The organism is Bacteroides fluxus YIT 12057 (genome assembly GCF_000195635.1).
GTDB classification, from domain to species: Bacteria; Bacteroidota; Bacteroidia; order Bacteroidales; family Bacteroidaceae; genus Bacteroides; species Bacteroides fluxus.
Genome location: NZ_GL882691.1, coordinates 96,647 through 108,855 on the forward strand (window position 1 = coordinate 96,647; position 12,209 = coordinate 108,855).

Consider the following 12,209-nt stretch of genomic DNA (forward strand, 5'->3'; position numbering starts at 1 on the left):
TCTTCAACTGTTACTATTTCTTCAACTGTTACTATGATCGAAAATAAAAATGCCGTGGGCAAGCCTGCCGACGACTTCATACGCATACAAGACCTTGGGAGCATGTTCGTGCCCCGGTGGCGCTGGTTTGCCCTCTCCTTGGCCGTCGCCTTGTCCGCGGCGGCGCTCTACTTGCTCAGAACTCCCGCCATTTATACCCGCCATGCTGCCATCCTGGTGAAGGACGACTCCAAGGGAGGAGCCACTTCCGGAAGCATGGGCGAGTTCGCGGACTTCGGATTGTTCAAGTCCAACACCAACATCAACAACGAACTGCTGACGCTTGCCTCGCCCACGCTGATGACCGAGGTGGTGAAGCGGCTGGGGCTGGACGAGACCTATACCGTGCGCCGCGGACTGAGGAGGGTGGAATTGTACCGTTCCGCTCCGGTGGCAGTCCGCTTTTGCGGCAAGGCAGAACGTCCCGTTGCCTTCGATCTTGAACTGACTTCAAGGAACGATTTCCTGCTGTCCGGTTTTAAAGTGGAAGGCGAGGAGACGGGCGAGACCTTTTCGGGCAAAACGGGCGACACCCTGCGCACCTCGGTGGGCACGTTGCTCATCGACGCCACGCCCTACGCCACGGACGACTTTATGGGCACGTCCATACACTACGGCAAGCAGAGCGTGCAGGCGGTCACCGATTATTACACCGGAGCCTTGCGCGCCGAACTGGGCAACGAGGACGCCACCATCATCAACCTCAGCATAGATGACTCCTCCGTCTGGAAGGCGGAGGATATCCTGAATACCTTGATAGAGGTATATAATGAATATTGGATCAGGGACAAGAACCAGATTGCCGTCAGCACCTCGCAGTTCATCGGCGACCGTCTGGGCGTGATAGAGAACGAACTGGGACACGTGGACGCGAACATCGCAGGCTACAAGAGCGAGCATCTGCTGCCCGACGTGCAGGCGGCTTCCAGCCTCTACCTGATGCAGTCGGCCGAGAACAAGAAAGAACTGCTGGCGCTGAACAACCAGCTCTCCACCGCCCGTTACATCCGCGGCGAGCTGAACGGCAAGGGTCTGACCCAACTGTTGCCCGCCAATTCGGACATCGGCAACAGCCATATCGAGAGCTTGATAGGGGAGTATAACGCCCAGGTGCTGGAGCGCAACCGCCTGGCGGCGAACAGCAGCGAGAAGAATCCTCTGGTAGTGGATCTCACCGCTTCCTTGCGCAACCTGCACCACACCGTCGTGCAGTCGGTGGACAATCTGATTGTCTCGCTGGACACGCAGTTACAGAGCGTCCGCCGCCGGGAAGCCGCCACTACGGGGCAGCTGGCGTCCAATCCCGACCAGGCCCGCTACCTGCTCTCCGTGGAGCGGCAGCAGAAGGTGAAAGAGCAACTCTACCTCTACCTGTTGCAGAAGCGGGAGGAGAACGAACTTTCGCAGGCGTTCACCGCCTACAATACCCGCATCATCACCGCTCCGCGCGGCAGCCTGCTGCCCACCGCCCCCCGCAAGTTCAACATCCTGCTGGCGGCGTTCGCCGTCGGCCTGCTGCTTCCGGCGGTGCTTATCTTCATGAAGGAGAACATGAACACCAAGGTGCGCGGGCGCAAGGATTTGGAAGGGGTGACCGTGCCGTTCATCGGCGAGATACCGCTTTTTGTCCGCAGGCAAAAGAAATGGTTCGGGAAAGCGCCCGAAACGAACACGATTGTCGTGAAGGAGGGCAGCCGGGACATCATCAACGAGGCGTTCCGTGTGCTGCGCACCAACCTGGAGTTCATGACGGATAAGGGCGGCCGGTCCAACGTCATTGTCTTCACCTCGTTCAATCCGGGAAGCGGCAAGTCCTTCCTGGCCATGAACATATCCGTCAGCCTTGCCATCAAGGGAAAGAAGGTGCTGGTGGTGGACGGTGACTTGCGGCACGCTTCCGCTTCCGCCTACATCGGCTCCCCCAAAGTGGGGCTGAGCGATTATCTGAACGGACGGGTGGCGCATCTGGACAACATCATTGTGAAAGACCCGGAACGGAAGCTTCCGGACGTGCTGCCTGTGGGCACCATTCCTCCGAACCCTACCGAACTGCTGTTTGACGAACGCCTGAGGCAGGTGATAGACACCGTGAGGACGCAATATGACTATGTGCTGATTGACTGTCCGCCCGTAGAATTGGTGGCCGACACGCAGATCATCGAACAGTTGGCGGACCGAACCGTCTTTGTGGTGCGTGCCGGACTGCTGGAGCGGAGTATGCTGGCTGAGCTGGAGAATATCTACAGCGAGAAGAAATACAAGAACATGTCGATGATCCTGAACGCCACCATCGGAGGGGGAGGCCGCTACGGTTACAGCTATGGCTACCGGTATGGGTATCATTACGGTTACGGATATCACTATGGTTCAAATTAAAAAGATATTTCCCTGTGTGGCCGTTCAGAAGACATAGTACGCTGGAGGAGAGCGGCATTTTCCGCGGATTCACCGACTGGCACTGCCATATTCTGCCGGGGGTGGACGACGGTGTGCGGACGATGGACGAATCGCTGGAGGCTCTGCGCCTGTACGAAGAATGCGGAGTGGAATCCGTGTGGCTCACGCCGCACGTCATGGAAGACATCCCCAATACGACGGCGCGTCTGCGGGAGCGTTTCGCCGAGCTGCGTACGGTCTATCAGGGGACGGTGAAACTGCATCTGGCTGCCGAGAATATGCTGGATACACTGTTTGAGGAACGGCTGGAAGCGGATGACCTGCTTCCTATCGGAGAGAAGGGCGACTGCCTGTTGGTGGAAACCTCTTGTTTCAATCCGCCTATGGGGCTGCTTTCCCTGTTGAAGCGCATCCTGTCGAAAGGCTATTATCCGCTGCTGGCGCACCCCGAACGCTACCAGTATATGGATGGGCCGGACTACCGGGCGCTGAAGGAAGCAGGCATCGCCTTCCAGCTGAACCTTCCCTCTTTGGCGGGCATGTATGGCAGAGCAGTGCAGAAAAAGGCCGCATCCCTGCTGAAGGCAGGGATGTACGACCTGACAGGAAGCGACTTGCACGCCGCTTCCGTTTTCACCGCATTGCTCCGGGCGAGGATTGACAGTCGAAGCAGGGACAGGCTTTGGGTACACTTCCGGGCATGTCCCGATGCCCCCTGACCTGCGCCTGCGGAAAAAGCTTCAGCAGCTTCAGGATGAGCGCCTCCAGCTGTTGCCGCTGTTCCGGAGTGCGTGTGTCGGCAGGATGCCCGTCCGCGTCCAGTCCGCCTTCATAGCAGATGCCGATGGAGCAGCGGTTGAAGGGCCCTATTGAGAAATTTTGTATGTCCAACCAAGTTCCTTATAACCTATTTTCCAAATGGTACAAGGATACCCGGAAGAAGATAATTCCTGTTCAGGTTTTGGGTGCTCCCTCAGCGGAAGCAGAAATGCCGGAAAGTCCTTCGCCGCTCCCGGAACAAAAGTCCGAATCGGCTCCTCGGCTTTCTTGTCATACTGAACTTCGAATCCTGGTGGATATCCGCATGAGCAATGGCGTTCATATCAGTCAGAAAAATTTAAGCTACGAAGGTTTGAAAAGAATTGAAGGAACGGGAGGAGACTCCTAAACCTTTTGAAGACCCATATTCAGATATGACCCCTGACGAAAAATCAAAAATGATAATAGCGCTGATGGTTGCCCGTGAGCGGGACGCTGAACAAAACAGCATATGGTTGTATAAAGTTCCCAGAGACCAAGATGCCCCACATGAATACAGAAAAAATTCTTGAAAGACAGTTGATAAATGGAAAGAGAAAATAAGAATATGAACCACAAACCAGAGATAGAGATAAAAATATACGGCGGTACGAATATGATAGCCCCCGTGGCTACTACCGCTGTTCAGAACTTTTATGGCGACCGGTTTGCTGAGGTCGCCTTGCATGCCGAAGGTTTTGACGCTTCCGGTTTGTCTGACGCCTCCGAAGTTCCGGTAGGCTTCGGCCCTTCCGGGAATCCGGACGATTCCGGGGACTTTGAGAGCCTGAGTGATACCGAATGCCAGCTTTTCACCTATGTGCCCGACGTGAAGAAAGTGCGCGAGTACGTGCGCCTGCTTGGCGACTGCGCCACCGCCCACGACCTTGCCGGCGTGGTAGGCATCAAGGTGGACAACGTGAGGCAGCGGAGGTGACAGGGACATCCATGTCCGACGAACAGAATACAAACAGAAATACAGGAAAATGAGAGCATGTTTTATGGGACTGGGCTATATCGGCCTTCCCACAGCCATTGTTGCCGCCATGCACGGCATCGAAGTGACGGGAGTTGACATCAACCCCCAAGTGGTGGAAATGACCAATGCCGGAAGGCTCCACATCATCGAACCGGGCCTGGAGGAGATGCTTCGGGAAGCGGTGAAGGCCGGAACGCTGAAAGCCTCCGCTACGCCCGAAACGAGTGACGCCTACTTTATGGTGGTTCCTACCCCGTTCAAGGGAAACCACGAGCCGGACGTGAGCTACGTGGAAGCTGCCACCCGCAGCGTCCTTCCACTGCTGAAAGCGGGTGACTTGTATGTCATTGAATCGACCTCGCCCGTGGGGACGACCGAGGCCATGACCCATATCATTTTTACCGAACGTCCCGAACTGAAAGATAAAATCTATATTGCCTATTGTCCCGAGCGTGTATTGCCCGGTAATGTCATTTACGAGTTGGTGCACAATGACCGTGTTATCGGTGGTATCAATCCCGAATCTACCGAAAAGGCTATTGAGTTTTACTCGTGTTTTGTACAGGGCACTTTGCATAAGACAAATTGCCGCACCGCCGAGATGTGCAAGCTGACGGAAAATTCCTCGCGTGATATTCAGATAGCCTTTGCCAACGAGCTTTCGTTGATTTGTGACAAAGCCGGTATCAATGTATGGGAACTTATCGCTCTTGCCAACAAGCACCCGCGCGTCAACATCCTGCAACCGGGATGCGGTGTGGGTGGTCATTGCATCGCCGTTGACCCATACTTCATTACAGCCGACTTTCCGGCTGAATCGAGGCTGATTGCCGATGCCCGCGAGATAAACAACTACAAATCGTTTTGGTGTGCGGAGAAAGTGAAGAATGCCATTTTGGAATTTGAATTGAAGCATCATCGTAAACCTACGGTTGCCATGATGGGGCTGGCCTTCAAGCCGGATATTGATGATTTAAGGGAGAGCCCTGCCAAATACATTGTCACGAAGGTGATGCAAAGTTGCGATAATGCTGATATCCTCGTGGTGGAACCGAATGTGAAGGAACACAAAGTGTTTAAGCTAACGGATTACAGGGAGGCCTACGAACAGGCGGATGTGGTGGTGTTCTTGACGGCGCACAGTCCGTTCAGGGAACTGCCGTGGAGGGAGGACAAGGTGATGCTGGACTTTTGTAATTATCAACTAAAATATAAACAATAATGACTATCCTTCATATTATGGGAATGCATTCCACCAAATTTGGTGGCTTAGAACGTTTTTTATTAGAATTAATGAAAAAAAATCCCAGTGACAAGTTTGTTTTTGCATATAATAGTTTACCTCAATCCCTCGAATTTACCAATAAAGTAAGAAGTAATGGTGGACGGATTATAGTACTTAACACGACGGGAATTAATATTATAAAAAATCTATTCCAATTCACTATACTTTGTTTTAAACTAAAGCCCCAGGTAATACACTTCCATTTTGAGTTTAGTTATTTACTTTACGCTCCAATAGCCAGATTAATAGGAGTCAAACGAATAATAAAAACAATGCATAGTTGCTTGACTACTAATAATTCAAAACAAATTACATCTAAAAAACAATTCTCTATTCGTTATAGAATATGTACTTTAAATGGTTTACTTTATCGTATTTTTGATTATCACGTTTTTGTCTCAGAATATACCCGTAAACAGTTCATTAATATTTATGGTAATTCGCCGCACCTAAAACAGATCTATTTAGGTATAGAGCCTTGCCCCATTCTATCATTTTCAGAAAAAGAAAAAATACGTAGAGAATTAAAAATTGCGGATGGACAAATAGTAATAGCAACTACACTTTTTGCTCTATGGATAAAGGGGACTGATGTACTTATTAATGCGATCCCTTTTATTAAAAGCGATCATATAACAGTAGTAATTATCGGCATGGATGAACAACTTCCCTTTACTAAAAAGATGCATATATTATCAGATTCTCTGGGTATAGCACATCATCTCCGTTGGACAGGAGTTACAGACCGGGTATATCGCTATTTATCCATAGCAGATATCTATGTACAACCCTCACGTACAGAAGCTTTATCGTTATCTGCATGTGAAGCAATGTCACTCGGCATTCCTGTGATAGCAGCCAATGTAGGTGGATTGCCGGAGTTGACATCACAGCTCTTTGAAGTTGGTGATAGCAAAACCCTCGCTACTATGATTAATGACTTAATATCCGATTCTGATAAACGGAAAAGTCTTGGAGAAAAGTCTTATGAAGATTTTAAGCATAAATTCACAATCAGCACAGGGGCTGAAAAATATACCAATCTATATTGCATCTAAGTAATGTAAATAGTATTGGAAATCATGTAATTTATGGATTTTGTATTCTTGTTATTAGGGATCATCTGTTTGCATAAAAACAAGCAAGCTTGGTCATTCACTATATTTATTGGTTTGTTGACAAGCTATTATCAAATGGGGTCGAATCTCTCTGATTTCATAGTGCCTCACAACGTCAGTGATACAGGACTGCTACTCATGTTGTATATGCTGTTTTATGGTTATTCGCGGAAGGTAATTTATTCATATCCTGTATTAAAGCAATTGTTTTGGTCCATATTCTGCTTTAGTGTTTTTTTGACGATTGCTGTTTTATACGATTATGCCGGAGGTATGGATGCTATTTCTATTATTCAAAGTACTCGGCATTGGTTGCTGCTATTACTTGCCGTACCATTACTGAGATACTATCCGGTGGGTGCATTTGAAAAGACAATCAGATATATGCTGTATGTTTCTCTATTCGCTACGGTTCTTATTTTGCTTGACCATTATGCCGGGACCCGCCTGTTAGACCATGGAGGAGGTATCTTTATTTCTAACAGAGGACTCATATTTCAGCGTGGAGCTATCCCCACTACTTACTGCGTATTCTATATCCTTTTGCTGCTTACCGGATATTTTAAAGACATCAGGAAAAGTTGGAGTTACTTGTTCGTAGGGATTCTTTTACTTTCAATACTTACCTCCATGATACGTAGCATGCTTTTTTCCGTAGTGTTGGGGATTGTTATAGTTTTGCATGCTTCCGGTAAGCTTCGTTTGTCGAGCTTAGGTCAAGTCTTAATCGGATTATTCCTTTTTGGGGGAGTCGTTTTGTCGGATTCCGGGCTGAAGGAACGAATCTTGAATGGGATTAACGAAGTGAATACATTGTCCTTGTCATCTTCTTCTGTTAAAAAAGAGAAGGGTAATATGACCTTCCGTTTGGATCTTTTGGAAGAACGTTTCAATTATGTTTCCAAGAGATGGGACAGGTCTTTATTCGGGATAGGTAGCGTGAAAGAGAATGATTTTCCTACTACTTTTAAGATAGGGTTGTACAATGGATACCGCACTACCCAATTGGATACAGGTGACATAGCTTGGGCATTATTCATTTTGCGTTTAGGCATCCTCGGTACTTGCTTGTTTTTAATTTTTTGGGGAAAAATGACTCTGTTGTTTCAAAGGTGCCCTTCTGCCTTAGGCTTGGGAGGATGGGTATATTTGGTGGTCAGTTTCTTGATAGCATTTTGCGGAACAACTGTTAGCCAAGGCGGATTTTGGTTTTTTATGGTTATGCTACTTTGTGTCTGTTATCATTCGGACGGTGAAGAAACATGTGATAAAGAAAAAGATGAAAATTTATATTGAGTAATACAAAAAATGAAGGATAGATGAAAGTAGTACATATAGAGTCTGGGTTGGGAAATCAGATGCTAAGCTATTGTGAGTATTTGGCGTTGAAGAAAATACATCCCAGCGAAGATATTTACATTGAAAATGTTGTTTATGATATTCCCGAGTGTAATGAGGTTATCAGTCAGTGGAACGGATACGAACTGGAACGTATCTTCGGCATAAAGGCTCCTAATATACGCCAACTATTCACAGCGGAACAGTGGCAAGGAATAATGGAGGAAATACGTGCTTCAAAATTTTGGGAAAAGAATTGGAATTATCCGGTATATATCACGCAGGCTTTGTGTAATGCCGGTTTGGATATACGCAATATTCGCGGTGATTTTGAGAGCAACACAAAAAGCCAAAATATCAGTCTGAAGCAAAAAGGGATATTGTTTTATAAGAAACACTTCAACGACACTTTGTTGGGTGAGTTCATAAAGCGTACCTATTATTCTTTTCGTAAAGACTTCATGTTATCCCTCCGGAATCATCGTAAAGAGATATTTTATGAAGGCACTGATAACATATTTACAGGACAGTGGGGAGCTCTGAAGTCTGTAGGCAATGGTATGGAACAGATAGAAGATGAAGTTAGGCAAGTGTTTAAGTTTCCGGAATTTACCGATCCCGGGAATATTGAAATGGCTCGCCTGCTGGACGATTGCCAATCGGTGGCCATTCATGCTCGTCGGGGGGATATGTTGGGATGCAATGGATATTGTTATAAGTACGGTTATTTTCGCCGGGCTGTGAAACATATCAAACGTAAGGTTGAAAATCCGGTATTTGTGTTCTTTACTAACCCCGGAAGTGTAGAGTGGTGCAAGGAGAATGGAAGAATTTTTGGACTTAATTATGCCAAGGATAAGGTACTGTTCGTTGATTGGAACACCGGACAGGAAAGTTATCGTGATATGCAGTTGATGGGACATTGCAAACATGCTATTATTACCATTAGTTCGTTTGGCTGGTGGGGGGCATTTTTTATCACTAATCCAGGTAAAATAACCATCACTCCCAAACAAGAAATAGGAACAAATACTACTTACCATTGCTGAGAGAAGATTTTAAATTTTAAAAGATGGATTATATCAAAAAAAAACTATTCAATTTTTTACCAGTTCTGGCCAGAAACAAATTTGAAAACTCCAGTGAAAGAACCCGGGAATTGATAAAGAATGTGGGACTTTCGCTTGCCATGAAATGCGCTACGGTTTTTGCTTCGTTCTTATTGGTCCCGATGACTATCAACTATGTGAACCCTACCCAATATGGCATCTGGCTCACTTTATCATCCATCATTACCTGGATCTATTTTTTTGATTTAGGACTGGGCAACGGCTTTCGCAATCGGTTTGCAGAAGCAAAAGCCAAAGGGGATATTTTGCTAGCCCGCCAGTTGGTGAGTACTACTTACTTTGCCATAGGCATGATTGTAGTTCCCGTCTGCGCCTTGGCATTATTGGCAAATGTCTACATCGATTGGGCGGGAATTTTGAAAGTGCCAACCGGTTATCAAGAAGAACTGCAGAAGATTTTCGCAATAGTACTGACCTTTACCTGCATGAACATGGTGGCCAATATATTCAGTTCGTTGCTCGCTGCCGATCAAAAGACCGGTTATGCCGCTGTAATCTCGGCCATAGGGCAATACTTGTCTCTATTGGTGATCTTTATATTAACTCATGTGTCAGAAGGCAGTTTAATGAATTTAGCCTTGTTTTATTCGGGAATACCTTGCTTGGTCATGATTGCTGCATCTGTGGTTATGTACAAATCATATTATAAGAAGTATCGCCCGAGTTTTTATTTGATAAAGTTTCGGTTGATACAGGACATCTTAAAGTTAGGCTCTCATTTTTTCATTATCTATATATGCCTCATCGCCATTTTTCAAGTGATTAATGTAGTAATTTCAAGAGAGATTGGGGCTGTGGGAGTGACGCAGTATAATATAACCAACCGGTACTTTGGCATCATGCTTATGCTGCTTAACATGATAGTAGTACCGTTGTGGTCGTCGTTTACAGACGCTTATGCCAGAAAGGATTTCTCATGGATGAAGTCCATGGCTTTGCGGATGCAAAAATGTTGGATGATTTCAGCCGGAATGGGATTGCTACTGCTACTACTGTCTCCATTGTTTTATAGAATCTGGATTGGCGACAGCGTAGAGATGCCTGCTGCTATTTCAATAGCGATGTTTTTCCTTGTAGTATGCCAGTCTTTAGGCAGCATTTTTATGCATATGATAAACGGGCTGGGAACCATCAGGATACAAATGATTACTTACATTCTATTTGCACTATTGGCTTGGCCATTGTTTACGGTATCTGCCCGAATGTTTGGACTGGTAGGAATCATAGCGATTCCTTGCACCGTGTATTTTGTGCAGGGACTATTAGGAAAAATCCAATTAGGGAAAATCATCAATCAGAAAGCTACCGGAATCTGGTTGAAATAGGCAGATAAAACTACACCTAATTAAATAATAGATGGATACGCACCGTTCCCAATACAGGTTGAAAAAAAAATCGCTTAATATGAATAAAATCTTAAACTTTTTCTTTCGAGGAATTAATTGGGTTGTATCTTGGAAATCATTCAAGGTATTACCTTATATCAATCGGATGAAGCTGTGCGCCTATGGGATAGAACATGGCTCAAACTGCAGGCTGATAGGGCACTGCAAGATTATAGTAGGCATGCATTCACATGTTTCTATAGGTAACAACTTCCGACTGGTTTCTTCCAATAGTTTTCCACTTAGTACACATAAATCATGTATCGCTGTACCGGAAGGAGCGACCTTGAAAATAGGTAATGATTGTGGCATGTCATCCCCCATTATTCGAGTCAGAAAATGTATAATAATTGGAAACAATGTTAATTTAGGAGGAGGGGTGATATTATTAGACACAGACTCCCATTCTTTGAACTATCTGGACAGGCGTATAGGGGCTATCGATATGGCAAACCGAGTTGATAAAGAAATCGTAATAGATGATGATGTGCTGATAGGAGCTAACAGCATCATCCTGAAAGGCGTTCATATCGGCGCTCGCTCGGTAATAGGGGCTGGCAGTGTAGTGACGAAGAGTATTCCATCTGATTGCATTGCTGCAGGCAATCCTGCACGAGTCATCAGAAAGATAAATCAAGATAATGAAGCTACAATCATATAAAAAGTAGCATAATTAAATGAAGATAGTACATTGCATTTGGAGTTTCCACACCGGAGGTGCGGAAACTATGCTCGTCGATATAGCCAACGAACAGGCGAAGACACAGAACGTAACCATTATTATAGTCAACGATTCTTATCAGAAATATTTAATAGATAAACTTTCGCCGAAAGTAAAAGTTATCTTTATTCATAGAAATCCCGGCAGCCGTTCCTTATGGCCTATAATCAAACTGAATTGGACTTTGATGAAATTGCTGCCGGATGTGGTACACATGCACAATGCCATGTTGCCCCAAATAATTTTTTCTTTTGCAAGTCGTGGACTGTTTTTGACAGTCCACGCCTTACACATCTCATTGAGATGTGTAAGGCGTGGGCTAAAACTGATAGCAATCTCAGAAGCTGTAAAAGAAGATGTTTTAAGCAGAGGCAATTATGACATCATTACTATACCGAATGGTATAAATGTTGATGCCATAGCCAAGAAAGATATGCCTCCTGCTATTCAAGACGGGAAAATGAGAATAATACAAGTGGGACGCTTGGAAGCTTCAAAAAAAGGACAAGACATCTTGATTAATGCTGTTGCTGTTTTACAAAACCGTGGAGTTAATAATATAGACGTAGATTTTATAGGGACTGGAGAGTCGGAAATGAGCCTGAAACAATTGTCTGAAGAAAAAGGTGTAACCGATAAGATACATTTCTTGGGACTTCGTGACAGAGATTACATCTACAGTCATCTAAAAGATTATGACTTAATGTGCCACCCTTCCCGTTACGAAGGATTCGGATTGACCGTTGCTGAGGGTATGGCGGCAATGTTACCCGTATTGGTGTCTAATGAAGGCGGTCCTTTTGAAATTATTAATTATGGGGAATTTGGAACTGCCTTCAAGATGGAAAATGTTGAGGATTGTGCAGATAAAATAGAGTATATATATAAAAATTACAATGATGTTTCAAAACTTATACCCATAGCATACAAGCATATTCATGAGCAATATTCTGTGGAGGGTATGGTGAAAAATTATATTAAGATTTATAAAGATGAGTTAGACGAAAAACAGTAAAAAA

At 45.7% G+C, this 12,209-nt stretch carries 10 protein-coding genes and 2 pseudogenes; 11 read left to right on the top strand and 1 reads right to left on the bottom strand.

The features are described 5' to 3' along the window. The first annotated feature begins 33 nt into the window (after nucleotides 1–33). Nucleotides 34–2,415, top strand: coding sequence for a GumC family protein (locus HMPREF9446_RS15725; protein WP_009126727.1), 2,382 nt, complete (start codon nucleotides 34–36; stop codon nucleotides 2,413–2,415). A gap of 14 nt (nucleotides 2,416–2,429) precedes the next feature. Next, a complete protein-coding gene (locus HMPREF9446_RS15730) occupies nucleotides 2,430–3,155 on the top strand; it encodes a tyrosine-protein phosphatase (RefSeq protein ID WP_039969810.1) in 726 nt (241 codons plus the stop codon). Here the strand turns inward: HMPREF9446_RS15730 and HMPREF9446_RS18485 are convergent. Continuing rightward, nucleotides 3,070–3,300, bottom strand: a pseudogene (locus HMPREF9446_RS18485) (N-acetylmuramoyl-L-alanine amidase); the annotation flags it as partial. The gene HMPREF9446_RS15730 and the pseudogene HMPREF9446_RS18485 sit on opposite strands and share 86 nt — an antisense overlap. 4 nt (nucleotides 3,301–3,304) lie before the next feature. Here HMPREF9446_RS18485 and HMPREF9446_RS15735 point away from each other — a divergent pair. The 9 genes and pseudogenes from HMPREF9446_RS15735 to HMPREF9446_RS15775 all read left to right on the top strand — a co-directional run. Next, nucleotides 3,305–3,604, top strand: a pseudogene (locus HMPREF9446_RS15735) (hypothetical protein); the annotation flags it as partial. Between the two features lie 177 nt (nucleotides 3,605–3,781). Further along, a complete protein-coding gene (locus tag HMPREF9446_RS15740; protein WP_009126731.1) occupies nucleotides 3,782–4,171 on the top strand; it encodes a hypothetical protein in 390 nt (129 codons plus the stop codon). Between the two features lie 49 nt (nucleotides 4,172–4,220). Continuing rightward, nucleotides 4,221–5,435 (top strand): UDP-N-acetyl-D-mannosamine dehydrogenase, encoded by a 1,215-nt coding sequence (gene wecC / locus HMPREF9446_RS15745; RefSeq protein ID WP_039969811.1) that lies wholly within the window; start codon nucleotides 4,221–4,223, stop codon nucleotides 5,433–5,435. After that, the gene (locus HMPREF9446_RS15750) at nucleotides 5,435–6,556 is read left to right on the top strand and encodes a glycosyltransferase family 4 protein (protein ID WP_009126733.1); all 1,122 of its coding nucleotides are present in this window, start codon (nucleotides 5,435–5,437) and stop codon (nucleotides 6,554–6,556) included. The genes wecC and HMPREF9446_RS15750 overlap by 1 nt, the downstream gene beginning before the upstream one ends. A 33-nt stretch (nucleotides 6,557–6,589) precedes the next feature. Continuing rightward, on the top strand, nucleotides 6,590–7,912 hold the full coding sequence (locus HMPREF9446_RS15755; protein WP_009126734.1) for a hypothetical protein: 1,323 nt from the start codon (nucleotides 6,590–6,592) through the stop codon (nucleotides 7,910–7,912). A 23-nt stretch (nucleotides 7,913–7,935) separates the two neighbouring features. Then, the gene (locus HMPREF9446_RS15760; RefSeq protein WP_009126735.1) at nucleotides 7,936–9,003 is read left to right on the top strand and encodes an alpha-1,2-fucosyltransferase; all 1,068 of its coding nucleotides are present in this window, start codon (nucleotides 7,936–7,938) and stop codon (nucleotides 9,001–9,003) included. A gap of 110 nt (nucleotides 9,004–9,113) precedes the next feature. Next, nucleotides 9,114–10,409, top strand: coding sequence for a lipopolysaccharide biosynthesis protein (locus HMPREF9446_RS15765; RefSeq protein ID WP_157243337.1), 1,296 nt, complete (start codon nucleotides 9,114–9,116; stop codon nucleotides 10,407–10,409). Between the two features lie 79 nt (nucleotides 10,410–10,488). Next, on the top strand, nucleotides 10,489–11,130 hold the full coding sequence (locus HMPREF9446_RS15770; protein ID WP_039969813.1) for a DapH/DapD/GlmU-related protein: 642 nt from the start codon (nucleotides 10,489–10,491) through the stop codon (nucleotides 11,128–11,130). 16 nt (nucleotides 11,131–11,146) lie between these two features. Next, nucleotides 11,147–12,205: a glycosyltransferase family 4 protein gene (locus HMPREF9446_RS15775; protein ID WP_009126738.1), complete on the top strand. Its 1,059-nt coding sequence runs from the start codon at nucleotides 11,147–11,149 to the stop codon at nucleotides 12,203–12,205. The last annotated feature ends 4 nt before the right edge of the window (nucleotides 12,206–12,209 follow it).

What these genes read in the sequence shown, in the direction of transcription:
- HMPREF9446_RS15725 (WP_009126727.1), top strand. Translation starts at nt 34, where the DNA reads ATGATCGAAAATAAAAATGCCGTGGGCAAGCCTGCCGACGACTTCATA.
- HMPREF9446_RS15740 (WP_009126731.1), top strand. Translation starts at nt 3,782, where the DNA reads ATGGAAAGAGAAAATAAGAATATGAACCACAAACCAGAGATAGAGATA.
- wecC (WP_039969811.1), top strand. Translation starts at nt 4,221, where the DNA reads ATGAGAGCATGTTTTATGGGACTGGGCTATATCGGCCTTCCCACAGCC.
- HMPREF9446_RS15750 (WP_009126733.1), top strand. Translation starts at nt 5,435, where the DNA reads ATGACTATCCTTCATATTATGGGAATGCATTCCACCAAATTTGGTGGC.
- HMPREF9446_RS15755 (WP_009126734.1), top strand. Translation starts at nt 6,590, where the DNA reads ATGGATTTTGTATTCTTGTTATTAGGGATCATCTGTTTGCATAAAAAC.
- HMPREF9446_RS15760 (WP_009126735.1), top strand. Translation starts at nt 7,936, where the DNA reads ATGAAAGTAGTACATATAGAGTCTGGGTTGGGAAATCAGATGCTAAGC.
- HMPREF9446_RS15770 (WP_039969813.1), top strand. Translation starts at nt 10,489, where the DNA reads ATGAATAAAATCTTAAACTTTTTCTTTCGAGGAATTAATTGGGTTGTA.
- HMPREF9446_RS15775 (WP_009126738.1), top strand. Translation starts at nt 11,147, where the DNA reads ATGAAGATAGTACATTGCATTTGGAGTTTCCACACCGGAGGTGCGGAA.